General features: G+C 66.0%; 18 protein-coding genes. 7 read left to right on the top strand and 11 right to left on the bottom strand.

All coding sequences use genetic code 11. The features are described 5' to 3' along the window. Positions 1-39 precede the first annotated feature (39 nt). From D580_RS0101015 to aceE, 5 genes are all read right to left on the bottom strand, one after another. Positions 40-1,254 carry an argininosuccinate synthase gene (locus tag D580_RS0101015; RefSeq protein ID WP_018952583.1) on the bottom strand — a complete coding sequence of 405 codons (1,215 nt, stop codon included), beginning with the start codon at positions 1,252-1,254 and terminating at the stop codon, positions 40-42. A gap of 138 nt (positions 1,255-1,392) precedes the next feature. Continuing rightward, positions 1,393-2,238 (bottom strand): OmpA family protein, encoded by an 846-nt coding sequence (locus D580_RS0101010; RefSeq protein WP_018952582.1) that lies wholly within the window; start codon positions 2,236-2,238, stop codon positions 1,393-1,395. 147 nt (positions 2,239-2,385) lie between these two features. After that, positions 2,386-4,140, bottom strand: coding sequence for a dihydrolipoyl dehydrogenase (lpdA, locus tag D580_RS0101005; protein ID WP_018952581.1), 1,755 nt, complete (start codon positions 4,138-4,140; stop codon positions 2,386-2,388). Between the two features lie 131 nt (positions 4,141-4,271). After that, positions 4,272-5,585, bottom strand: coding sequence for a dihydrolipoyllysine-residue acetyltransferase (aceF, locus tag D580_RS0101000; RefSeq protein ID WP_018952580.1), 1,314 nt, complete (start codon positions 5,583-5,585; stop codon positions 4,272-4,274). Between the two features lie 56 nt (positions 5,586-5,641). Then, a complete protein-coding gene (aceE, locus tag D580_RS0100995) occupies positions 5,642-8,308 on the bottom strand; it encodes a pyruvate dehydrogenase (acetyl-transferring), homodimeric type (protein ID WP_018952579.1) in 2,667 nt (888 codons plus the stop codon). A 250-nt stretch (positions 8,309-8,558) separates the two neighbouring features. Here aceE and pyrC point away from each other — a divergent pair, with 250 nt between their 5' ends. The 3 genes from pyrC to D580_RS0100980 all read left to right on the top strand — a co-directional run bounded on the left by pyrC (position 8,559) and on the right by D580_RS0100980 (position 11,401). Then, on the top strand, positions 8,559-9,599 hold the full coding sequence (gene pyrC, locus D580_RS0100990) for a dihydroorotase (protein WP_018952578.1): 1,041 nt from the start codon (positions 8,559-8,561) through the stop codon (positions 9,597-9,599). Between the two features lie 103 nt (positions 9,600-9,702). Then, positions 9,703-10,353 carry a ribonuclease T gene (gene rnt / locus D580_RS0100985; protein ID WP_018952577.1) on the top strand — a complete coding sequence of 217 codons (651 nt, stop codon included), beginning with the start codon at positions 9,703-9,705 and terminating at the stop codon, positions 10,351-10,353. A gap of 100 nt (positions 10,354-10,453) precedes the next feature. Continuing rightward, entirely contained in the window at positions 10,454-11,401 is a 948-nt protein-coding gene (locus tag D580_RS0100980) for a diguanylate cyclase (protein WP_018952576.1), read from the top strand. A gap of 76 nt (positions 11,402-11,477) precedes the next feature. Here D580_RS0100980 and grxD read toward each other — a convergent pair whose 3' ends face one another. The 3 genes from grxD to D580_RS0100965 form a co-directional block, all read right to left on the bottom strand. Then, positions 11,478-11,807 (bottom strand): Grx4 family monothiol glutaredoxin, encoded by a 330-nt coding sequence (gene grxD, locus D580_RS0100975; protein WP_018952575.1) that lies wholly within the window; start codon positions 11,805-11,807, stop codon positions 11,478-11,480. A gap of 307 nt (positions 11,808-12,114) precedes the next feature. Further along, positions 12,115-13,896 (bottom strand): N-acetylglutaminylglutamine amidotransferase, encoded by a 1,782-nt coding sequence (locus D580_RS0100970; RefSeq protein WP_018952574.1) that lies wholly within the window; start codon positions 13,894-13,896, stop codon positions 12,115-12,117. 123 nt (positions 13,897-14,019) lie between these two features. Further along, a complete protein-coding gene (locus D580_RS0100965) occupies positions 14,020-15,567 on the bottom strand; it encodes a hydantoinase B/oxoprolinase family protein (RefSeq protein ID WP_018952573.1) in 1,548 nt (515 codons plus the stop codon). A gap of 145 nt (positions 15,568-15,712) precedes the next feature. On the opposite strand from D580_RS0100965, the gene D580_RS0100960 reads away from it, so the two are divergent. The 4 genes from D580_RS0100960 to ppk1 all read left to right on the top strand — a co-directional run bounded on the left by D580_RS0100960 (position 15,713) and on the right by ppk1 (position 20,919). Beyond that, positions 15,713-16,294: a superoxide dismutase gene (locus D580_RS0100960; protein ID WP_018952572.1), complete on the top strand. Its 582-nt coding sequence runs from the start codon at positions 15,713-15,715 to the stop codon at positions 16,292-16,294. Between the two features lie 305 nt (positions 16,295-16,599). Then, the gene (locus tag D580_RS0100955) at positions 16,600-17,778 is read left to right on the top strand and encodes an acetylornithine transaminase (RefSeq protein ID WP_018952571.1); all 1,179 of its coding nucleotides are present in this window, start codon (positions 16,600-16,602) and stop codon (positions 17,776-17,778) included. Positions 17,779-17,795: 17 nt separating this feature from the next. Further along, positions 17,796-18,698, top strand: coding sequence for an ornithine carbamoyltransferase (gene argF / locus D580_RS0100950; RefSeq protein ID WP_018952570.1), 903 nt, complete (start codon positions 17,796-17,798; stop codon positions 18,696-18,698). Positions 18,699-18,837: 139 nt separating this feature from the next. Beyond that, positions 18,838-20,919, top strand: coding sequence for a polyphosphate kinase 1 (gene ppk1, locus D580_RS0100945; RefSeq protein WP_018952569.1), 2,082 nt, complete (start codon positions 18,838-18,840; stop codon positions 20,917-20,919). Between the two features lie 182 nt (positions 20,920-21,101). Here ppk1 and ppx read toward each other — a convergent pair whose 3' ends face one another. The 3 genes from ppx to D580_RS16750 all read right to left on the bottom strand — a co-directional run. Further along, positions 21,102-22,604, bottom strand: a complete 1,503-nt coding sequence (gene ppx, locus D580_RS0100940) for an exopolyphosphatase (protein WP_018952568.1) — start codon at positions 22,602-22,604, stop codon at positions 21,102-21,104. Positions 22,605-22,705: 101 nt separating this feature from the next. Next, positions 22,706-23,230, bottom strand: coding sequence for a phosphohistidine phosphatase SixA (gene sixA, locus D580_RS0100935; RefSeq protein WP_018952567.1), 525 nt, complete (start codon positions 23,228-23,230; stop codon positions 22,706-22,708). Between the two features lie 156 nt (positions 23,231-23,386). Further along, positions 23,387-23,657 (bottom strand): hypothetical protein (locus D580_RS16750; protein WP_038042937.1); only part of this gene is annotated, 271 nt, incomplete at its 5' end.

The raw sequence follows: 23,657 nt of genomic DNA, 5'->3' as shown, positions 1-23,657 counted from the left end.
CTTCACCGCCCGGCGCCCCGGTATCTGGCGGTGCGCAGCTCAGCGCCCCCGCTGCGCGGCGATGCGCATGCGCAGGGCGTTGAGTTTGATGAAGCCTTCCGCATCCTTCTGATTGTAGGCGCCGGCATCGTCCTCGAAGGTGGCGATGGAGGCGTCGAACAGACTGTCGGTATCCGATTTCCGACCGGCGACGATGACGTTGCCCTTGTAGAGCTTCAGGCGCACCACGCCGTTGACGTGCGCCTGGGAGGCATCGATGAGCGCCTGCATCATGCGCCGCTCCGGGCTCCACCAGTAGCCGTTGTAGATGAGGCTCGCGTAGCGGGGCATCATCTCGTCCTTCAGGTGGGCCGCCTCGCGATCCAGGGTGATGGACTCGATGGCGCGATGGGCCTTGAGCAGGATGGTGCCACCGGGGGTCTCGTAGCAGCCCCGTGACTTCATGCCCACGTAGCGGTTCTCCACCAGGTCCAGACGGCCGATGCCGTTGGCGCCGCCGACGCGATTGAGTTCCGCCAGCAGGGTGGCCGGGCTCATGGCCTTGCCGTCCAGGGCCACCGGGTCGCCGCGCTCGTAAGTGATCTCCACGTAGGTGGCCTGGTCCGGAGCCTTCTCCGGAGACACGCTCCAGCGCCACATGTCCTCTTCCGCCTCGAACCATGGGTCCTCCAGGGGGCCACCCTCGTAGGAGATGTGCAGCAGATTGGCGTCCATGGAGTACGGCGACTTATTGCCGCGCTTCATCTCCACCGGGATGCCGTGCTGTTCGGCGTAGGCCAGCAGCTTCTCGCGGGAGTTGAGGTCCCACTCGCGCCAGGGCGCGATGACCTTCACGCCGGGCTTGAGGGCATAGGCACCCAGCTCGAAACGCACCTGGTCGTTGCCCTTGCCGGTGGCGCCGTGGGAGATGGCGTCCGCCCCGGTCTCGTTGGCGATCTCCACCAGGCGCTTGGCGATCAGCGGCCGGGCGATGGAGGTGCCCAGCAGGTACTCGCCCTCGTAGAGGGTGTTGGCGCGGAACATGGGGAACACGAAGTCCCGCACGAACTCCTCGCGCAGATCGTCGATGTAGATCTCCTTCACGCCCATGGCCTGGGCCTTGGCCCGGGCCGGCTCCAGCTCCTCCCCCTGGCCGATGTCGGCGGTGAATGTCACCACCTCGCAGCCGTAGGTATCCTCCAGCCACTTGAGGATCACGGATGTGTCCAGCCCGCCGGAATAGGCAAGCACCACCTTTTTCACGCCACTGGCCATGGGGGAACCTTCAAAGAAAAAGTTGAGGATAGGGGGCGGGATTATACGTAAGGGGAGATTCAAAGTTCAAAATTCAAGATTCAAAGGGGTTCTCTGTCCTTTGAATCTTGAATTTTGAATCTTGAATTTATATCGCCTCTAGGGCGCCAGCCAGACCGTCGCGCGGCGGTTCAGGGCCCAGGCGGCCTCGCCCTCGCCCGGATCCAGGGGCCAGGTGGAGCCGAAGGAACGCAGCTCGATTCGGTTGCGGGGGATGCCGTAGACATCCAGGAAGGTGCGTACCGCCTCGGCACGGCGCCGGGACAGGGGGTCATTGATGGCGTCGCCGCCACGCACATCGGCATGACCGGCCACGATCACCCGCATGTGGCGCTGGGCGCGCCAGGCATTGAGGACCTCGCGCAGGGTCTCGTGGGCCCGGGCATCCAGGCGGCTCAGGTTGGTCTCGAAGTGCACGCGCCACTCGGCCACCGGCCGGAAATCCAGCTGGATCATGCCGGCCCGGCAACGGCTGAATTCCGCCTGCACATCCCGGAATCGCACCGTGGAGACCGCCGCCGCCACCTGGAAACCGCCGGCCCCGGGGGACGGATGCTCCACGCTCAGCTGGTAGCCGGCCTCCAGGGCGTGAAAGAGTTCCAGGGTGGTGGCCCGGTCCAGACTCAGGGTTCGGGCCTCGGAGCCCACGTCCGCCAGGTGCCGGGGCCGCAGGTCATGACGCCAGTTGGGCGGCACCAGCACCAGCCGCGCCTCTCGGCCCGATGCGCCGGAGAGGTCGGTATCCAGCCGGAAAGCCAGCTCATGACCGGCCCGCTCGTGGAAGCGCGCCACCCCGTAGCGGGGGATCTCGTGGCGCAGTTCGCAGGCATCCGGCGCGCTGCTGACCGTCCAGGAGGACTGTTCCAGGCGCGCACCGAAGGTGATCTCGCCGAAGGCCGGGGCCGCGGCGAGACACAAGAGAATGATGGCAAGGAGTCGGGCCATGGGCCCTGTATCGGCGGTTGATCAAAAAACCTTAACGCAAAGACGCGAAGGCGCGAAGGACGCAACAAAGCCATTGAATACAAAAAGCTTTGCGAACCTTTGCGCCTTCGCGTCTTTGCGTCGAAGGCTTTTTGAGAGCCCGGGGATCTACTTCCGCTTGGGCGCCATGATGTCCGTGACGCTGCCGTGGGCCACCTCGGCGGCGAAGCAGATGGTCTCGGACAGGGTCGGGTGGGGGTGCACGGTCAGGCCGATGTCTTCCATGTCGGCACCCATCTCCAGGGCCAGCACCGTCTCGCCGATCAGCTCGCCGGCGTTGGGGCCGACGATGCCGGCGCCCATCACCCGGCCATGTTCGTCGAACAGCAGCTTGGTCAGGCCGCTCTCACCGCCCACGCTGATGGCCCGGCCACTGGCGGCCCAGGGGAACACGCCCTTGGTGTACTCGATGCCCTTGGCCTTGGCCTCGGTCTCGGTGATGCCCATCCAGGCCACCTCCGGGTGGGTGTAGGCTACCGACGGGATGGCCCGGGCGTCGAAGTAGGACTTCTCCCCGGCAGCGACCTCAGCGGCCACCTTGCCCTCGTGGGCGGCCTTGTGGGCCAGCATGGGCTGGCCGACGATGTCGCCGATGGCGAAGATGTGGGGCACGTTGGTGCGCTGCTGCTTGTCCACCGGGATGAAACCGCGCTCGTCCACCTGCACGCCGGCGGCCTCGGCATTGATCTTCTTGCCGTTGGGGCTGCGGCCCACGGCCACCAGCACCCGGTCGAAGGTGTCCGTCTCCGGGGCCTTGCCGCCTTCGAAGCTCACCCGGATACCCTGCTTGGTGGCCTCGGCCCTGGCCACCTTGGTGCCGGTGTAGATGGCCTCGTAGCGGCCCTTGATGCGTTTCTCCAGGGGCCGAACCAGGTCGCGGTCGGCGCCCGGCATGAGCTCGTTGGACAGTTCGCAGACCGTCACCTTGGCGCCCAGGGCGTCGTAGACGCAGGCCATCTCCAGGCCGATGATGCCACCGCCCACCACCAGCAGGCGCTTGGGCACGTCCTTGAGCATCAGGGCGTCGGTGGAATCCATGACGCGTTCGTCGTCCCACGGGAAGCCGGGCAGCTTCACCGCCTGGGAGCCGGCAGCAATGATGGCCTGCTCGAAGCCGATCACCTGGGTGCCGTCCTTGCCCGCCACCGTGAGGGTGTTGGCGGAGGAGAACTGCCCCGTGCCGTGGACGATGCGCACCTTGCGCTGCTTGGCCAGCTGCTTGAGGCCGCCGGTGAGCTTGCCCACCACGCCGTCCTTGTAGGTCGCGAGCTTTTTGAGGTCGATCTTGGGCTTGCCGAAGCTGATGCCGTGCTCGGCAAAGGCCTCGGCCTCCTCGATCACCTGACCCGCGTGCAGCAGGGCCTTGGAGGGGATGCAGCCCACGTTCAGGCAGACACCGCCGATCTCGGCGTAGCGCTCCACCATGATCACGTCCAGGCCCAGGTCCGCGGCGCGGAAGGCGGCGGTATAACCGCCGGGGCCGGAGCCCAGCACCAGCAGCTGGCAGCTCATGTCCGTCGCGCCCGGAGCCTCGGCGGGTTTGGGTGCGGGTTTGTCGGCGGTGGCAGACCTGGCGTCGGCCTTCTCTGTCTTGCCCGCAGGCTCGGCGGCGGCCTCGCCCTCGGCCACTTCCAGATCCAGGATGGCGTCGCCCTGGGAGACCTTGCCGCCCTTCTTCACCTTGAGTGCCTTGACGGTGCCGCCCTGGGGGGCAGGGATGTCGATGCTGGCCTTCTCGGATTCCAGGGTGATGAGCGGGTCTTCCGGCTCGACCGTGTCACCGGGTTTCACCAGGACGTCGATGATCTCCACGTCCTTGAAATCGCCGATGTCCGGCACCTTGATCTCAACCACCTTGCCCATGGCAAAACTCCAGTTGTTCGTTTGTTGTGCCGAGGCCCCGCCACCCTGATCCGTAGGTCGGGCTGAAGCCCGACCTACGACCGGCACCCCTTCTTGCCTCTTGTCTCTTGTATCTTGCCTCTCGCGCCTTCCTACAAAAGCATCCTGCGCATATCCGACAGCCGGCTGCTCAAAAAGGTCGTGAAGCGTGCGCCCAGCGCGCCGTCGATGACCCTGTGATCATAGGACAGGGACAGGGGCAGGATCATGCGCGGGGTGAATTCCTTGCCGTTCCACACCGGCTGCATCTTGGCCCGGGAGACGCCCAGGATGGCCACCTCGGGGGCGTTGACGATGGGCGTGAACGAGGTGCCGCCGATGCCGCCGAGACTGGAGATGGTGAAGCAGCCGCCCTGCATGTCGGCGGGCTTGAGTTTCTTGTCCCGGGCCTTGGCCGACATGGCCTGCAACGCGGCGGCGATATCCACCAGGCTCATACGGTCCACGTCGCGGATCACCGGCACCACCAGGCCATCGGGCGTGTCCACCGCCACACCGATGTGGTAGTAGTGCTTGAGGATCAGGTGCTCGCCGGTGGCATCCAGGGAGGCATTCACCCGCGGGTATTCCTTGAGCGCCGAGACCACCGCCTTCATCAGGAAGGCCAGGAAGGTGATCTTCACCCCCTTGTCCTTGTATTCCTCGGCCAGGGTCTTGCGGAAGGACTCCAGCTCGGTGATGTCCGCCTCGTCGAACTGGGTGACGTGGGGGATGGTCACCCAGTTGCGGTGCAGGTTCTGGCCGGTGAGCTTGTTGATCTTGGTCAGCGCCTGGGTCTCGACGGGACCGAACTGGCTGAAGTCGATCTCCGGCATGGGGGCCACGCCCAGACCGCCGCCGCCCTGGGCGAGTGCCCGCTTCACGTAGCCCTGCACATCTTCCTTGAGGATGCGCCCCTTGGGGCCGCTGCCATCCACTGCGCCCAGGTCTACGCCCAGTTCCCGGGCGAAACGGCGCACCGTGGGCGAGGCGTGGGCCTTGCGGAAGCCCTCTTCGTTGACCAGCCCAGCCGTGGGCGAGGGGCGCGGACCGGCGGGCCGCGCGGGCTCGGCAGAGGGCCTGCTTTCGGCGCGGGCCGGCTCGGCGGCCTCGGGCGCAGCCTGCGGCTCGGGTTCTGCGGGTTTCTCCGCGGCCTTCTCTGCCGGCTTTTCGGCGGGCGCAGCCGCCTCGGCCTCCATGTCGGCGATGGCATCGCCCTCGGAGACCCGGTCTCCCTTCTTCACCTTCAGCGCCTTGATGACACCGGCGCCAGGGGACGGAATGTCGATGGTGGCCTTGTCGGATTCCAGGGTAATGAGCGGGTCCTCGGCCTTGACCGCATCGCCCGGCTTGACCAGCACATCGATGATTTCCACGTCCTTGAAATCCCCGATGTCCGGGACCTTCACCTCAACCACGTTGCTCATCTCGCAACTCCAGTGTCTTGTAATCGATCAACGCAACTCACAGCCCTGCCGCGCGCTCAGGCGCGCAGCGGGTTGGGCCGGTTCACGTCGATGCCGTATTTCCTGATGGCCTCGCCCACCTTGGCGGTGGCGATGGCACCTTCGTCGGCCAGGGCCTTGAGTGCCGCCACGACCACGTAGTGGCGGTCCACCTCGAAGTGGCGACGCAGGGCCGAGCGCAGGTCGGAGCGGCCGAAGCCGTCAGTACCCAGCACCACGTAGCGGCCCGGCACCCAGGCGCGGATCTGGTCCGCGTAGGCCTTCACGTAATCGGTGGCGGCGATCACCGGGCCTTCGGCGTCCTTGAGGCACCGGGTCACGTAGGCCTCGCGGGGCTTGGCGTCCGGGTGCAGCAGGTTGTGACGGTCGCAGTCGCGGCCTTCGCGCGCCAGCTCGGTGAAGCTGGTGGCGCTCCAGATGTCCGATTCCACGCCGAAGTCCTGTTTCAGCAGCTCGGCGGCGGCGATCACCTCCCGCAGGATGGTGCCCGAGCCCATCAGCTGCACACGCTGCTTCTTGCCGCGCCCGCCCTTCTGGAACAGGTACATGCCCTTGACGATGCCCTCCTCGGCGCCCTTGGGCAGGGCCGGCTGAGGATAGTTCTCGTTCATGACGGTGATGTAGTAGAAGACGCTTTCCTGCTCGGCATACATGCGGCGCAGGCCGTCATGCACGATCACCGCCAGCTCGTAGGCGAAGGTGGGGTCGTAGCTGATGCAGTTGGGCACGTTGGCGGCCATCATCAGGCTGTGACCGTCCTGGTGCTGCAGGCCCTCGCCGGCCAGCGTGGTGCGACCGGCGGTGGCGCCCATGAGGAAGCCGCGCGCCTGCATGTCGCCGGCGGCCCAGATGAGATCCCCCACCCGCTGGAAGCCGAACATGGAATAGAAGATGTAGAAGGGGATCATGTTCACGCCGTGGGTGGAGTACGACGTGGCGGCGGCGATCCACGAGGACATGGCTCCGGCCTCGTTGATGCCCTCCTCCAGGATCTGACCCTGCTTGTCCTCCTTGTAGTACATGACCTGGTCACGGTCCTGGGGCTCGTAGAGCTGGCCCACGGAGGAGTAGATGCCCAGCTGACGGAACAGGCCCTCCATGCCGAAGGTGCGCGCCTCGTCGGGCACGATGGGCACCACGTGGCGGCCCGCCTTTTTGTCCCGGGCAAGCGCGGTGATCATGCGCACGAAGGCCATGGTGGTGGACATCTCGCGCTCGCCGCTGGATTCCAGCAGGGCGTCGAATACGGACAGATCCGGGATCTCCAGCGGTGCGGCCTTGTGCTTGCGCACAGGCATGTAGCCGCCGAGTGCCTTGCGCCGGGCGTGCATGTATTTCATCTCCGGCGCGTCCTCGTCCGGCTTGATGTACTCGGCGCGCTCCACCTGCTCGTCGCTGAGCGGGATGCTGAAGCGGTCGCGGAAGGCCTTCATGTCGTCCACGCCCAGCTTCTTCTGGCTGTGGGTGCGCATCTGGCCCTCGCCGGCGCCGCCCATGCCGTAGCCCTTCACGGTGTGGGCCAGGATCACGGTGGGGCCGTCGGTGTATTCCATGGCGGCCTTGTAGGCGGCGTAGACCTTGTAGGGGTCGTGACCGCCGCGGTTCAGGCGCCAGATGTCCTCGTCGGTCATCTTGGCGACCATGGCCTTGAGTTCGGGGTACTTGCCGAAGAAGTGCTCGCGCACATAGGCGCCGTCCTTGGACTTGTAGTTCTGATAATCGCCGTCCACGGCCTCCATCATGCGCTGGTGCAGCAGGCCCTTGGTGTCCCGGGCCAGCAGCGGATCCCAGTAGCTGCCCCAGAGCACCTTGATCACGTTCCAGCCGGCGCCGCGGAACGTGGCTTCCAGCTCCTGGATGATCTTGCCGTTGCCGCGCACCGGGCCGTCCAGGCGCTGCAGGTTGCAGTTGACCACGAAGGTGAGGTTGTCGAGCTTCTCCCGGGAGCCCAGGGAGATGGCGCCCAGGGACTCCGGCTCGTCCACCTCGCCGTCGCCCATGAAGCACCACACCTTGCGGTCCTTGGTGTTGGCCAGGCCGCGGTCCTGCAGGTACTTCATGAAGCGGGCCTGGTAGATGGCCATGATGGGACCGAGGCCCATGGACACCGTGGGGAACTGCCAGAAATCCGGCATCAGCCAGGGGTGCGGGTAGGAGGACAGACCCTTGCCGTCCACCTCGCGGCGGAAGTGATCCAGCTGCTCGGCCGTGAGGCGCCCTTCCAGGAAGGCGCGCGCGTAGATGCCCGGCGAGGAGTGGCCCTGCACGAACAGCAGGTCGCCGCCGTGCTCGTGGGAGGGGGCGCGCCAGAAGTGGTTGAAGCCCACGTCGTAGAGGGTGGCGGCGGAGGCGAAGGTGGCGATGTGGCCACCCAGCTCGGAGCTGATGCGGTTGGCCTTCACCACCATGGCCATGGCGTTCCAGCGGATGTAGGAACGGATGCGGTGCTCCAGCTCGCCGTCGCCCGGGTAGTCAGGCTCCAGGTGCGGCGGGATGGTGTTCACGTAGGCCGTGTTGGCGGAATAAGGCAGGTAGGCGCCGGAGCGGCGGGCCTGGTCCACCAGGCGTTCGAGAAGATAATGGGCCCGCTCCGGGCCTTCTGCCCGAATCACCGCCTCGAGGGCGTCGAGCCACTCCTGGGTTTCCTGGGCGTCCAGATCCTGGGTCTGATTCTGCTGTGTCATGCCAGCCTCGTGGGGTCAGGTTCCGTGACCGGCCGGCCATCCCCTGCCCCATTCAGGGCGGACACAGGCGGGAGGGTCAAACCGGGGAGAATCCTGATATGTTAGTTATTCTGTTGAGCCCGCCCGTGATCACGGGGCAGAGCAAAGCCGGGTATGTTCAAGCCTCGGGGCAAACAGGTCAATGTGCAGCGCAGCAATCGGCACACCCCGTCACACCCGCAAGCTACCGAAAAGACACAGGAATCAGGCCATGACCGCCCCCCAGACCCTCACCCTGCGACGTCCCGACGACTGGCACCTGCACCTGCGCGACGGCGCGGTGCTCAAGGACGTGGTGCCCCACACCGCCGCACGCTTCGCCCGGGCCATCATCATGCCCAACCTAAAGCCGCCGGTGACCACCACCGCCCAGGCCGAGGGCTACCGCGACCGCATCCTGGCGGCGGTGCCCGAGGGCGTGGACTTCACCCCGCTGATGACCCTGTACCTCACGGACGCCACCGCCCCCGAGGAGATCCTGCGCGCCCGGGACAGCGGCATCGTGTTCGGCGTCAAGCTCTATCCGGCCGGGGCCACCACCCATTCCGATGCGGGCGTGACCCACATCCGCCACACCTACGCCGCCCTGGAGGCCATGGAGGCGGCGGGCCTGCCCCTGCTGGTGCACGGCGAGGCCACGGATCCGTCCGTGGACGTATTCGACCGGGAGGCGGTGTTCATCGATCAGACCCTGGCCCCGCTGCGCAGGGATTTCCCCGGACTCAGGATCGTGTTCGAGCACATCACCACCGCGGATGCCGTGGCCTTCGTGCGCGAGGCCGGTGATCAGGTGGGCGCCACGGTGACCCCCCAGCACATCCTCATGAACCGCAACGCCCTGTTCCAGGGCGGCATCCGCCCCCACCACTACTGCCTGCCGGTGCTCAAGCGGGAAAGCCATCGCAAGGCCATCATGGACGTGCTGGCCGAGGGTCACCCGCGCTTCTTCCTGGGCACCGACAGCGCACCCCATGCCAAGGGCGCCAAGGAGTCCGCCTGCGGCTGCGCCGGCATCTACAGCGCCCATGGCGCCATCGAGCTCTACGCCGAGGCCTTCGAGCAAGCCGGCGCGCTGGACAGGCTGGAGGCCTTCGCCAGCCTCAACGGCCCGCGCTTCTACGGTCTGCCGGTGAACGAGGCGCGCATCACCCTGGTGAAGCAGGACTGGGAGGTGCCTGGGGAGTATCCCCTGGGCGGAGAGACGGTGGTGCCGCTGCGGGCCGGTGGGAAGATAAGCTGGAAACTCGTCTGAAGTGGGAAGTTGGAATTGGGAAGTGCGAAGCGAGGCCTTTCACTTCCCACTTCCCAATTCTTACTTCGCCCTTCACACCCCGTCTGTATTACCCTACGCACCCATGAGCGAGACATCCGACTTCATCCCCATGGGTCAGCGCTTCCGGGGCTTCCTGCCGGTGGTGGTGGACGTGGAGACCGGCGGCTTCAACCCGCGCACCGACGCCCTGCTGCAGGTGGCGGCGGTGCTGCTGCGCATGGACCCCGAAGGCCAGCTGTACCGGCACCAGACCCTGTCCTTCCACGTTCAGCCCTTCGAAGGGGCCAACCTGGACCCCAAATCCCTGGAAGTGAACGGCATCAATCCCTGGCACCCGCTGCGCATCGCCCATCCCGAGAAGGACGCCCTGGCCACGGTATTCCGCGGCGTGCGCGAGGAGATGAAGCTCAATGCCTGCAAGCGCGCCATCCTGGTGGGCCACAATGCGGGCTTCGATCTGTCCTTCATCCACCAGGGCGCGGAACGGGCCGGCCTCAAGCGTAACCCCTTCCACCCCTTCAGCAGCCTGGATACGGTCACCCTCTCGGCCATGGCCTTCGGCCAGACGGTGCTGGCCCGGGCGGTGCAGGCGGCGGGCATGGAGTGGAGCAACAGCGAGGCCCACTCCGCCGTCTACGATGCGGAGAAGACCGCCGATCTCTTCTGTCACGTAATCAACCGCTGGGGACCGGTGGCCATGCCGCCCGTCGATACGCTCATGGACAAGGCCTGAACAAGCCGTTATAAGGGCCCAAGGGAGGGGAGAAGCCGATATGGAAGCGAATACGGCCGAGACAACGACAAAACACAATCAAACCAGGGCTGATCAAGGGATGGTCGAAGACCTCGCCATCGTCATCGTCGACGACATGCAGTACAGCCGTGCCGTGCTGCGCACCACGCTCAACCGCATCGGCTACACCGACATCCGCATGGCCGGCTCGGCCTCGGAATGCCTGGCCATGCTCAGCGACCGTCGCGCCGAAGTGGTGCTGGCGGACTGGGTGATGCCGGAGATGAACGGCCTGGAGCTGACCGCAGCGATCCGCCAGAAGGACGATGATCGCGGTCACTACACCGCCATCATCCTGTTCACCGGCAAGGAAGGCGACGAGCCCATGATGGAGGCCTTCCGCCACGGCGTGGACGACTACCTCACCAAGCCGGTCAACCAGACCCAGCTGGCCGCCCGGGTCTACGCGGCCGGGCGCATCGCGCGACTGCAGAACACCGTGCTGGAGACCTCCTCCGCCCTGGCCGCCGCCAACCGGCAGCTGGAATATCTCTCCACCACCGACCCGCTCACCGGCCTGCCCAACCGCCGCGCGCTCACCAAGCGCCTGGAGGCCGTGGTGCTGGAGACCCAGGGGCGCGGGGGCGGCCTGTGCGTGGGGCTGCTGGACGTGGATCACTTCAAGCAGATAAACGACACCTACGGCCACGACGTGGGCGACGAGGTGCTGACCACCCTGTCAAAGCGACTGCGGCTGGCGCTGCGTCCCATGGACATGGTGGCGCGACTGGGGGGGGAGGAATTCGCCCTGGTGATGCACTTCCACGAGGTGGACAACTGCAACCCCGCCATCTTCCAGCGGGTGCTGGACACCGTGAGCAAGGATCCCTTCCCCACCTCCGAGGGCCAGATACCGGTCACCGCCTCCATCGGCGCCTGCTGCTACAGGCACGGCGAGCAGATGGTGACCATCCAGGGGATACTCAAGACCGCCGACGAAAATCTCTACCGGGCGAAGGCCGAGGGACGGAACAGGGTCGTTGGGTAAGTGGGAAGTGTGAATTGGGAAGTGGGAACTGAAAGGCTTTTACTTCGCACTTCCCAATTCCCACTTCGCACTTCCGTCAGGCGCTTTTACGCTTCGCGGTCGCCTCGTCGATCATCTTCTTCAGCTCACCGCTCTGGAACAGTTCCAGGGTGATGTCGCAGCCGCCCACCAGTTCGCCGTCGATGTAGATCTGGGGGAAGGTAGGCCAGTTGGCGTACTGGGGCAGGGCCTGGAAGACCTCCTGGTCGGCCAACACGTTCACGTAGGCGAACTCCTGACCACACTGCTTGAGCGCCTCCGCGGCACGGCTGGAAAAGCCGCACATGGGGAACTGGGGCGTGCCTTTCATGAAGATGACCACGGGGTGGCTTTCCACCTGCTGCTTGATGCGTTCGAGCGCGTCCACGTCTTGTAACCTCGCAAATCAGAAAGATGTATCCGGCCGCCTAGTCTATACCCCACCCCCCGGCAAATAAACGGGCCGGCTGTGGGAGAATCTGCCGCAGAGGCGCAGAGAAATGAATGGACAGGATTTTTCAGGACTTGTAGAAAAGGGCCAAAGATAAAGGATCTGACAGGATTAACATGATTAACAGGATTTAAGCCGCCTTAAACCCTGTTAATCATGTTAATCCTGTCAAAAAGCTTTACGTCGCGATCCTGAGTCCTGACAAATCCTGTCCATTCCATCGCCCCGCTCGGCGGCAGATGACTCACCGCCCATCCACGTTGCGCTGCAACCAGAACTCCAGCAGCGCCAGGTGCCAGAGCTTGCTGCCCTGGATGCGGGTGAGGTGCTGCTCGGGGGCCTTGAGCAGCATCTCCACGTAGTCCCGCTGATACAGGCCCCGCTCCCGGCAGGCGCGGGAATCCAGGATGTCGCGCATGAAGTCCAGGAACTCGCCGCGCACGTATTTCAACGCGGGCACCGGGAAATAGCCCTTGGGCCGGTCGATCACCGCATCGGGCAGGCGACCGCGGGCAATCTTGCGCAGGGCGTACTTGCCGCCCTCCTGGAGTTTCAGTTCCGGCGGCATGGCGGCGGCCAGTTCCACCAGCTCGTGGTCCAGGAACGGCACCCGTGCCTCCAGGCCCCAGGCCATGGTCATGTTGTCCACCCGTTTGACCGGGTCGTCCACGATCAGCGTGGTCACGTCCAGGCGCAGCACCGCGTCCAGCATGGTGTCCGCGCCCGGGGCGTCCAGCAGTTCGCCGATCAGGGCGGCGGTATGGTCCCCGTCCACCAGGGCCGGGTCGATCATGCGCGCGAATTCCTCGTGGTCCCGGTCGAAGTAGTGTTTGCGGAAACGCTCCACCCGGCTGCCCTCGGTCTCCCCGGCCATGCGCGGATACCAGAAATAGCCGCCGAAGACCTCGTCCGCACCCTGCCCCGACTGCACCACCTTGACGTGCCTGGAGACCTGCTCCGAGAGCAGGTAGAAGGCCACCGCGTCCTGGCCCACCATGGGCTCGGCCATGGCATCCACCGCCTCGGGCAGGCGGGTGAGCACCTCGGCATTGGGCACGTGAAAGCGATGATGCTCGGTGGCGTAGCGCTCGGCCACCGGATCGGAATACTCGAACTCGCTGCCCTTCTCCTCGGGCTGGTCCTCGAAGCCCACGGTGAAGGTCTTCAGGCCCTGCACGCCGCTCTCGGCCAGCAGCGCCACCAGCAGGCTGGAATCCAGCCCACCGGAGAGCAGCACACCCACGGGCACGTCGGCGATCTCCAGCCGGCGTTTCACCGCCAGGCGCAGGCTCTCGTGGATGGCATCGATCCATTCCTGCTCGCTGCGCGACTCGGAAGGGCGCACGGCATCCAGGTGCCAGTAGCGGGTCAGGTGGCTACGCCCGTCGGCCTCGATGGTCAGGGTGTGCGCCGGCGGCAGCTTGCGGATGCCCTTGAACAGGGTGCGCGGCGCGGGCACCACCGCGTGCAGGGTGAAGTGGTGATGCAGGGCCACCGGGTCGACGGCGGTGTCCACGCCGCCGGCGGCCAGCAGGGCCTGGCTGTTGGAGGCGAAGCGCAGGCGCTGGGTGTCCTGGGTGTAGTACAGAGGCTTGATGCCCATGCGGTCCCGGGCCAGGAACAGGCGCCGGTTGCGCAGGTCCCACAGGGCGATGGCGAACATGCCCTTGAAGTGGCGCACGCAATCCCCGCCCCACTCGGCGTAGGCCTTGAGGATCACCTCGGTGTCGCCGGTGGAGAAGAACCGGTGCCCGCGCGCCTCCAGCTGCGCACGCAGATCCCGGAAGTTGTAGATCGTGCCGTTGAATACCACCGCATAGCCGAGCCCCGGATCCAGCATGGGCTGATGAGCGCGCTCGGAGAGATCGAGGATGGACAGGCGCCGGTGGCCGAAGGCGAGCGAGCCGTCGCTCCACATGCCTTCGTGGTCGGGACCGCGCCGCTCGAGCCTGTCCAGCATGCGCCGGATGGAGGAGAGCTCGGGGAGCGCGCCGTGGAAATTCAGTTCACCGCAGATGCCGCACATAAGGGCAGTGGCTAGTCTCAAGTGGCGAGTGGCAAGGAAGTGCGCAGTGGCTGCCGCTCACATCTCGATGGATGACGGCATCACCTGCCTAAGCATTCTAACACCGGTTTTCCTAGCCACTTGCTACTTGCCACTAGCCACTGTGCCAAAGGCACCACCGCCCGGGGTCTCGATGGTGAGCACGTCGCCTGGCTGCACTTCGCGGCTGACCTTGCCGGGGAGGATCTCGTCGTTGAGGCGGTTGATGCCGGGCGCTCCATCGCCACCGCTGTTGATCCCCCAGGGGGCGTGGCGACGGCGTTCGGTGAGCAGGGTCACGTGGGCGGGGGCCAGGAACTCGTAGCTGCGGATCAGGCCGTCGCCGCCGGGGCGGGTGCCCTGCCCGCCGGAGCCGCGTCGCAGGGCGTAGCGGCGCACCCGTAACGGGTAGCGGCTCTCCAGCACCTCGATGGGCGTGTTGCGGGTGTTGGTCATGTGGGTCTGCACGGCCGACAGGCCACCGCCGTTGCGGCCGGCGCCCATGCCGCCGCCCAGGGTCTCGTAGTAGCCCCAGGGATGCTTGCCGCCATAACCCATGGCGACGTTGTTCATGCTGCCGTGGCTGGCGGCGGGGATGCGTTCCGGCAGGGCGCGTGCCAGCGCGCCGAGCACCACGTCCACCACCCGGGTGCTGGTCTCCACGTTCCCGGCGGCCACGGCGGCGGGTCTCGATGCATTGAGCAGCGAGCCCTCGGGGGCGCGCAGGCGGATCGGGCTGAAGGTCCCGGCACAGGCGGGGGTCTGGGGCGGCATGAGGCAGCGCAGGGCATAAAACACGCCGGCGGCGGTCACCGACAGGGGGCAGTTGATGTTGCCCTGGACCTGGGACGCAGTGCCGGCGAAGTCCACGGCAAGATCCTCGCCGTGACGCTCGATGGCCACCCGGATGGGGATGTCCGCGTGACCGAGTCCGTCATCGTCCATGCAGTCCTCGAATTCGAAGCGCCCCTCGGGGATGGCCACCAGGGCGCTGCGTGCCAGGCGCGCGCCATAGTCGTTGAGCTGTGCGACCGCCTGGTGCCAGGTGTTCACGCCCATGGCCTCGATGAGCGCAGCCAGGCGTTCAAGCCCCCGGCGGTTGGCACTGATCTGGGCGGCGAAATCCCCCTCGGCGTCCCGGGGATTGCGGGTGGCGGCGGTGATCTCGGCGAGCCGTAACCGGTTCAGCACGCCGCCCCGCACGATGTGCCCGGGCGGGATCAGGATGCCCTCCTCCAGCAGGCTGCGGGACAGGGGCATGGAACCCGGCGCCTCGCCGCCGATGTCCGCGTGGTGGGCGCGGTTGGCCACGAAGGCCACCAGCGCATCCCCCACGAACAGGGGCGCCACCACGGTCACATCTGGCAGGTGGGTGCCACCGAGGAATGGATCATTGAGCATCACCATGTCCCCCGGGGCCCATTCGAGTCCCGCGACGATGTCGGCCATGGCATAGGCCATGCTGCCCAGGTGCACCGGGATGTGGGCCGCCTGGGCGCACAGCCCGCCGTCTGCGTCGAACAGGGCACAGGAGAAATCCAGCCGGTCGCGGATGTTGGGCGAGAAGGCCGCCTGGGCCAGCTGCACGCCCATCTCGCCGCAGATGGAGTCCACCCGGCTGGCGAACAGGCTGAGTTCAACAGGATCGAGCATGGCAGCATTCAACGGTATGCAGAACAGGCATTATTGCATTGGCGGGAGGCCCTGCCCTAATCTTAACGACTTTCCTCAGGATTCACTTCGGGCCTTCAGCCTTCGCAAGGCCTGACATTCACTCAAGAAGAACAGGAGAACACTCATGGCCCACGAACTGCCTGCCCTGCCCTATGCCAAGGACGCCCTGGCCCCGCACATCTCCGCGGAGACCCTGGAGTTCCACCACGACAAGCACCACGCCACCTACGTGACCAACCTGAACAAGCTGATCGCGGGCACCGAGTTCGAGAACATGTCCCTGGAGGACATCGTGAAGAAGGCCCCCGCCGGCGGCATCTTCAACAACGCCGCCCAGGTGTGGAACCACACCTTCTACTTCAACTGCATGGGCCCCAACGGCGGCGGTGAGCCCACTGGCGCCCTGGCCGATGCCATCAACAAGGCCTTCGGCTCCTTCGCCGAGTTCAAGGAGAAGTTCGCCGCCTCCGGCGCCGGCAACTTCGGTTCCGGCTGGACCTGGCTGGTGAAGAACGCCGACGGCAGCGTGGAGATCGTCAACACCAGCAACGCCGCCACCCCGCTGACCACCGACAAGAAGCCCCTGATGACCGCCGATGTGTGGGAGCACGCCTACTACATCGACTACCGCAACGCCCGCCCCAAGTACCTGGAGGCGTTCTGGAACGTGGTGAACTGGGACTTCGTGGCCAAGAACTACGCCTGAAGTACCCCGGCCCCTTCCGGGGGCTGACAGAAAACCGGCAGGGGGGAACTCCTGCCGGTTTTTTTTGGCCCCAAAGCGGACCGCGAAGGACACCAAGGTAGGCGCGAAGGGCGCGATGGATCTTTTCAGCTTGCAGGGTTTCCTTTGCGACCTTGGCGCATGGCTTGGCGTCCTTCGCGGTCCGCTTTCCAACACGCCAGACAAGAATTGAACGCCGCGCCCCCACGCGTATAATGAACCCGACGCGGCAGCTCTATATCGCTGCCGTTTTGCGTTTTTTGGACACCACTTTCCCGGATATCGCCATGTCGGACGCCCTGATGCACAACTATGGTCGCCAGCCCGTCGCCTTCGAGCGCGGGGAAGGCATATGGCTGTGGGACACCGAGGGCCGCCGCTACCTGGATGCCCTGTCGGGCATCGCGGTCTGCGGCCTGGGCCACGCCCACCCGGCGGTGGCCCGCGCCCTGTGCGAGCAGGCCAACACCCTGATCCACACCTCCAACATCTACCGCATCCCCCTGCAGGAGCAGCTGGCCGAGCGCCTGTGCGCACTGTCCGGGATGCAGCGGGCGTTCTTCTGCAATTCCGGCGCCGAGGCCAACGAGGCGGCCATCAAGCTTTCGCGCCTGCACGGCCATGCCCGTGGCATTGCCAATCCCACGGTGATCGTCATGGAAGGCAGCTTCCACGGCCGCACCATGGCCACCCTGACCGCCACCGGCAACGCGAAGATCCAGAAGGGCTTCGAGCCCCTGGTGTCCGGTTTCCTGCGGGTGCCCTACGGGGATCTGGCCGCCATCGAGCAACACGCCGGCAACCCGGACGTGGTGGCGGTACTGGTGGAGCCCATCACCGGTGAGGGCGGCATCCGCGTGCCTCCGGCGGGCTATCTGCAGGGCATCCGCGAATTGTGCGACCGGCACGACTGGCTGATGATGCTGGACGAGATCCAGGCGGGCATCGGCCGCACCGGGCGCTGGTTCGCCTACCAGCACGAAGGGGTGCTGCCCGACGTGCTGTCCCTGGCCAAGGGGCTGGGCAACGGCGTGCCCATCGGCGCATCGCTTGCCCGGGGCAAGGCCGCCTCCCTGTTCACCCCCGGCAGCCACGGCACCACCTTCGGTGGCAACCCGCTGGTGTGTCGCGCCGCCCTCGCGGTGCTGGAGACCATGGACAAGGAAGACCTGCCGGGCAAGGCGGCGCACATGGGCGAGTACCTGCTAGCCGGTTTCCGGCAGCGTCTGGGCAATCATCCCGCCGTGCGCGAGATCCGCGGCCGCGGGCTCATGATCGGCATCGAGCTGGATCGTCCCTGCGCCGAACTGGTGGGCAAGGCCCTGCAGGCGGGGCTGCTCATCAACGTCACCGCCGAGCGGGTGATCCGTCTGCTGCCGCCGCTGATCATCAGCGAGACGGAGGCGGATCAGCTGCTCGATCAACTCACCGAACTCGTGCAGTCCTACACTGCCACCCCGGCCTGAAGTCAACCGGAGGCCCCATGAGCGTGCGTCACTTTCTGTCCCTGCTGGATCTCACCACCGAAGAACTGCGCGGTTTGATCGCCCGCGCCACGGAACTCAAGCGCATGCACTACGAGGGCGTCGAGCACACCCCCCTCAAGGGCAAGACCCTGGGCATGATCTTCGAGAAGTCCTCCACCCGTACCCGGGTGTCCTTTGAGGTGGGCATGATCCAGCTGGGCGGCCACGCCCTGTTCCTGTCCCCCCGGGACACCCAGCTGGGCCGCGGCGAGCCCATCGAGGACAGCGCCCGGGTGCTGTCGCGCATGGTGGACGGGGTGATGATCCGCACCTTCGAACACGAGAAGATCGAGCGCTTCGCCGCCCATTCCCGGGTGCCGGTGATCAACGGGCTCACCGACCTGGAACACCCCTGCCAGCTGCTCGCCGACATGCAGACCTGGTTCGAGCACCGGGGCGACATCGCCGGGCGCACGGTCTGCTACGTGGGCGACGGCAACAACATGTGCAACAGCTACATCACCGCCGCCCAGCGCCTGGGTTTCACCCTGCACATCGCCTGCCCCGAGGGCTATGACCCGGACCCGGACCTGATGCAGCAGGCCGGCGACTGTGCGCGCATCATTCGCGACCCCGGGGAAGCGGCCAGGGGCGCTGACCTGGTGGTCACCGATGTCTGGGCCAGCATGGGCCAGGAGGACGAACAGAGCCAGCGCCGCCAAGCCTTCGCCCGCTACGTGGTCAACGGCGCGCTCATGGCGCTCGCCAGGCCCGACGCCCTGTTCATGCACTGCCTGCCCGCCCACCGGGAGGAAGAGGTCTCCACCGAGGTACTGGAAGGCCCCCAAAGCGTGGTCTGGGACGAGGCGGAAAACCGCCTGCACGCCCAGAAGGCCCTGCTGGAATTTCTCATGGCCTGATTTTCAGGGCTTGCCGCAGAGACGCAAAGGCGCAGAGAAATACAATAGACAGGATGAACAGGATTGTTCAGGATTCACAACCCCGTCATGTGGCACTATTAAGCTTTCGTGAACCCCGTCCACGCCTGCGCCCGGTGCCATGAACGACATCGATCTCGCCAATCCCGAGCTGTTCCTCAACCGTGAACTGAGCCTGCTGGAGTTCAACGCCCGGGTGCTGGACCTGGCGAAGGATGATTCCATCCCGCTGCTCGAGCGACTGCGTTTTCTGTGCATCTCCAGCACCAACCTGGACGAGTTCTTCGAGGTGCGCGTCGCGGGCCTGAAGCAGCAGGTCCAGCTGGGCGTGAACACCCCCGGGCCCGACGGACTCTCGGCCACCGAACAGCTCACCCGGGTCAGCGCCCGGGCCCACGAACTGGTGGCCGACCAGTACCGGACCCTGAACGACGTGCTCATCCCGGCGCTCGAGGTGGAAGGGGTGCGCTTCCTGCGCCGTACCCACTGGAACGAGGCCCAGGCCAACTGGGTGAAGGAGTTCTTCACCCAGGAGCTGCTGCCAGTGCTCTCGCCGCTCGGCCTCGATCCGGCGCACCCGTTCCCGCGCATCCTCAACAAGAGCCTGAACTTCATCGTCACCCTGGAGGGCAAGGATGCCTTCGGGCGGGAGAGCCGCATGGCCGTGGTTCAGGCGCCCCGCTCCCTGCCCCGGATCATCCGCGTGCCACGGGAGTTCGCCCGTGGCGACTACGATTTCGTATTCCTGTCCTCCATCCTGCACGCCCACGTGGGCGAGCTGTTCCAGGGCATGAAGGTCACCGGCTGTTACCAGTTCCGCCTGACGCGCAACTCGGACCTGTTCGTGCGCGAGGAAGAGATCGACGATCTGCTGATGGCCCTGGAGGGTGAACTGCCCCAGCGCAACTACGGCGAGGCGGTGCGCCTGGAGGTGGCAGACAACTGCCCCGACACCACCGCGGACTTCCTGCTGCGCCAGTTCAAGCTGACCGCCGGGGACCTGTTCCAGGTCAACGGACTGGTGAACCTGAACCGCCTGCTGGCGGTGCATGACCTGGTCGAGCGCCCGGACCTGCGCTTCCCGGCCTTCACCCCGTCGCTGCCCGCCTCCCTGCCCAGCGGTGCCGACGTCTTCCAGTCCGTGCGCCACAACGACCTGCTGCTCCATCACCCCTACCAGTCCTTCATGCCGGTGGTGGAATTCCTGCGCCAGGCGGCCCGGGACCCGGACGTGCTGGCCATCAAGCAGACCCTGTACCGCACCGGCCTGCGTTCCCAGCTGGTGGACATCCTCATCGAGGCGGCACAGGAGGGCAAGGAGGTCACCGTGGTGGTGGAACTGCGCGCCCGCTTCGACGAAGAGGCCAACATCCAGCTGGCCAACCGCCTGCAGGATGCCGGCGCCCACGTGGTGTACGGCGTGGTGGGCTACAAGACCCACGCCAAGCTCGCCATGGTGGTGCGCCGGGAAAAGGGCAAGATCGTGCGCTACGTGCATCTGGGCACCGGCAACTATCACGCCGGCACCGCCCGGGCCTACACCGACTTCGGCCTGCTCACCGCCGACAAGACCATCGGCGAGGACGTGCACAAGGTCTTCCAGCAGCTCACCGGGCTGGGCAAGGTGTCCAAGCTCAAGAAGCTGCTGCAGGCCCCCTTCACCCTGCACTCGGGCATGCTGGAACGCATCGAGCGGGAAACCGAACATGCCCGGGCGGGCAAGCCGGCGCGCATCATGGCGCGCATGAACTCGCTCATCGAGCCGCGCATCATCCAGGCCCTGTACCGGGCCTCCCAGGCGGGGGTGAAGGTGGAGCTGGTTGTGCGCGGCGTGTGCAGCCTGCGCCCCGGTGTCCCCGGGGTCTCGGACAACATCCAGGTGCGCTCCGTGATGGGCCGCTTCCTGGAGCACTCACGGGTGTTCTATTTCGAGAACGCCGGTGACAACGAGCTGTTCCTCTCCAGCGCCGACTGGATGCCGCGCAACTTCTTCCGCCGGGTGGAGGTGGCCTTCCCCATCACCGAGGAGAACCTGCGCAAGCGGGTGATCCAGGAATCCCTGGTGGCCTATCTCACCGACAACACCCAGGCCTGGATACTGCAGAAAGACGGCAGCTACAAGCGCATCAGGCCCGCCGCCAACCAGAAACCACGCTCGGCGCAGAATGACCTGCTGGGGCAGCTCACTGGTTTTCCTGGATAAGGACATTTCGCCGCACAGACGCGCAGGCGCAGGCGCAGAGGAAAGGATTGGACAGGATTAACAGGATTTACACGATTTCTTAAGACGCATGTTGGGCAATGTTTTCGTCAATCCGGTTAATCATGTCAATCCTGTCTGAGCAATGCCTTTGAACTCTGCGGCACAGCCATCCGTTCAGGACATCACTCGAACTTGAGCTTGATCCCCGCCGATTTCAGGTAACCCTTTTCCCGTTCCAGGTCCGCCCGGGTCATGGGGTGGGTCTCCAGCCAGCCGGGCGGGAAGCACAGCTTCACACCGTTGCGCATGACCTCGAGTCTCTCCAGCGCCGGCGCATTCTCGCCCCGGCTTCGGTGCAGCAGCACCGCCAGACGCAGCAGCACGGCCAGGCGGGTGATGCGCTCCAGGGCCTCGTCCTGCAGGGCCTGGGCCATGAGCTTGGCGGGGAACTTGCGCCGGTGGGCCAGCACCAGCAGCGCAAGCTGACGCTGGTCCTGGCGGGAGAAGCCTGCCAGGTCCGCGTTCTCCAGCAGGTAGGCACCGTGCTTGTGGTAACCGGAATGGGAGATGGACAGACCCAGTTCATGCAGCCGTGCGGACCAGGACAGGGTGTCCGCGGCGTCCTCGTCCAGATTCCAGGCCTCGCCCGCGGATTCGAGCAATTGGCGCGCCGTGGTCTCCACCCGGCGGGCGTGGGCCTCGTCCACGCCGAAGCGGCGCATCAGGCCCTCGATGGTGCGCGTGCGCACGTCCTCGTGGCTGATACGCCCGAGCAGGTCATAGATCAATCCCTCGCGCAGGGCGCCGTCGGAGACCTGCATGCTGGCGATGTCCAGGGCCTCGAAGATGGCCATGATCACCGCCACCCCGCCGGGGAACACCGGCTTGCGGTCCTCGTTCAGGCCGTTGAGTTCGAGGCGCGAGACGTGGCCGGCCTTGAGCATGGTCTGGCGCAGCTGCCTCAGCCCCTCCAGGGTGATGCCGCCAGTACTCCAGCCCTGCTCACGCAGCACCCGCTCCACCGCCAGCAGGGTGCCCGAGGCACCCAGGGCCTCGCGCCAGCCCATGCGCCGGAACTGACGCTCCACCGGTTGCAGTTCCAGGCGCGCGGCGATGTCCGCTGCGCGCCAGCCGGTCTCCGTGATCGCCCCTTCGGGGAAATACCACTGGCTGAAACTAACGCAGCCCATGTACAGGCTCTCGCCGTACACCGGTTCGAAGCGCTCGCCGATGATCAGCTCGGTACTGCCGCCGCCGATGTCCACCACCAGGCGGTGGCCGCCATCATCGGCCAGGGTGTGGGAGACCCCCAGGTAGATGAGGCGCGCCTCCTCGTGGCCGCCGATCACCTCGATGGGGTGCCCCAACGCCTCGGTGGCCCGCTCCATGAACTCTGCCGCATTGCGCGCCTTGCGCAGGGTGTTGGTCCCCACCGCGCGCACCGCGCCGGGCGGCAGATCACGTACCCGCTGACCGAAGCGCTCCAGGCAGCCCAGGGCACGCTCCATGGCCTTTTCCGAGAGCTGATTGCGATCATCCAGGCCGCCCGCCAGGCGCACGGTCTCGCGCAGGCGGTCGAGCATGTGCACATGCCCGTCCTTCACCCGCGCGACGATCATGTGGAAGCTGTTGGACCCCAGGTCCACGGCGGCAACGGTCTCTGGCGTCAGGCGGCGTCGAAACATGAAGAGTGGTTCCAGAAGCGGTTGAAGATTCGACATGAAGGACTCAACGCCGGTGGCTGGTTGAATCCCTCGATTTTGGATCTTCAACGATGAAGTTAAGGTTACAGCTTGCGCAACTGCGCCTGGTTCATAAGCCACAGGATGGTGCCGCGACCCTTGTCCACGGCCCCGGCGAAATGCACCGCGCAGGCGGCGCCCTTTTTCATTTCCACCATGGGCGTCTTGCGCCCGGTACACAGCCAGGCAATCAGGCGTGACAGGTCGGGCTCGTGACCCACCACCAGGACCACGCCCTGCACCGATGCATCCGCCAGCGCCTGCGCGACCGCCTCCGGCTCGGCACCCGGCGCCAGCGCCTCGATGCTCTCCACCGCCCCGTCGTCCAGGGCCCGGGCGAGGATGCGTGCGGTGTGCTCGGCCCGGGCACAGGGACTGGTAAGCACCCGGTCGGCGCCCCCCAGCAGTTTGCGCAGGCCCTTGGCCGCCCGGGTCATGCGCTTGATGCCCTGCTCCGTCAGCGGACGTTCGCAGTCCGGCCGCCCTGTCTGGGCAAAGCGCTCGGCGTCTTCGGCCTGGCTGTGGCGCACGATGATCAGGGTCAGGCCGGGGTTCTGGTCTTTGGGCATGGGGTATGGCCGTTGGCTGATGCGTATGAGGATACAGTGCAACGGATGGTGGGGTGGGGGCAAGCGGATGGGGGCTCGAACTTGTGTTGAGTTGAGTCAAAGGCCAAGCCAAAGGCTAAATCAAAGGCTTCCGATCCCCGTTGCACGGGGCTCGGGTTACTTTTGTTCGGCGCGTCCCTGCGCCTCACCCCTTCGGGGCTTGCGCGCAAAATCGCTCCCGGCGATTTTGTCTTGCTTGTCCAAGAAAAGTAACCAAAAGAAGGACACCCCGATGCCGCACCTGCTTTTCGCGGGTGCCCTGCGTTGCTCGGCTTCGAGGGGGTCGCCTGACAGGCCTTTCTGTCTACGCAATCCTGCTTCGACAGAAAGTCCAGGGCGCACGTCCGTGTGCGCCCGCTCGGCGGGGCGGAAGTTCTTCCGCCTGATC

It is taken from the genome of Thioalkalivibrio sulfidiphilus (assembly GCF_000377945.1).
GTDB lineage: Bacteria > Pseudomonadota > Gammaproteobacteria > Ectothiorhodospirales > Ectothiorhodospiraceae > Thioalkalivibrio_A > Thioalkalivibrio_A sulfidiphilus_A.
The sequence above is the reverse complement of the archived record's forward strand: the minus strand, read 5'-3'. Positions and strand labels throughout refer to the sequence as shown.

Coding starts and splice junctions, on each gene's coding strand:
- D580_RS0101015 (WP_018952583.1), bottom strand. CDS start 1,254: ATGGCCAGTGGCGTGAAAAAGGTGGTGCTTGCCTATTCCGGCGGGCTG.
- D580_RS0101010 (WP_018952582.1), bottom strand. CDS start 2,238: ATGGCCCGACTCCTTGCCATCATTCTCTTGTGTCTCGCCGCGGCCCCG.
- lpdA (WP_018952581.1), bottom strand. CDS start 4,140: ATGGGCAAGGTGGTTGAGATCAAGGTGCCGGACATCGGCGATTTCAAG.
- aceF (WP_018952580.1), bottom strand. CDS start 5,585: ATGAGCAACGTGGTTGAGGTGAAGGTCCCGGACATCGGGGATTTCAAG.
- aceE (WP_018952579.1), bottom strand. CDS start 8,308: ATGACACAGCAGAATCAGACCCAGGATCTGGACGCCCAGGAAACCCAG.
- pyrC (WP_018952578.1), top strand. CDS start 8,559: ATGACCGCCCCCCAGACCCTCACCCTGCGACGTCCCGACGACTGGCAC.
- rnt (WP_018952577.1), top strand. CDS start 9,703: ATGAGCGAGACATCCGACTTCATCCCCATGGGTCAGCGCTTCCGGGGC.
- D580_RS0100980 (WP_018952576.1), top strand. CDS start 10,454: ATGGTCGAAGACCTCGCCATCGTCATCGTCGACGACATGCAGTACAGC.
- D580_RS0100970 (WP_018952574.1), bottom strand. CDS start 13,896: ATGTGCGGCATCTGCGGTGAACTGAATTTCCACGGCGCGCTCCCCGAG.
- D580_RS0100965 (WP_018952573.1), bottom strand. CDS start 15,567: ATGCTCGATCCTGTTGAACTCAGCCTGTTCGCCAGCCGGGTGGACTCC.
- D580_RS0100960 (WP_018952572.1), top strand. CDS start 15,713: ATGGCCCACGAACTGCCTGCCCTGCCCTATGCCAAGGACGCCCTGGCC.
- D580_RS0100955 (WP_018952571.1), top strand. CDS start 16,600: ATGTCGGACGCCCTGATGCACAACTATGGTCGCCAGCCCGTCGCCTTC.
- argF (WP_018952570.1), top strand. CDS start 17,796: ATGAGCGTGCGTCACTTTCTGTCCCTGCTGGATCTCACCACCGAAGAA.
- ppk1 (WP_018952569.1), top strand. CDS start 18,838: ATGAACGACATCGATCTCGCCAATCCCGAGCTGTTCCTCAACCGTGAA.
- ppx (WP_018952568.1), bottom strand. CDS start 22,604: ATGTTTCGACGCCGCCTGACGCCAGAGACCGTTGCCGCCGTGGACCTG.
- sixA (WP_018952567.1), bottom strand. CDS start 23,230: ATGCCCAAAGACCAGAACCCCGGCCTGACCCTGATCATCGTGCGCCAC.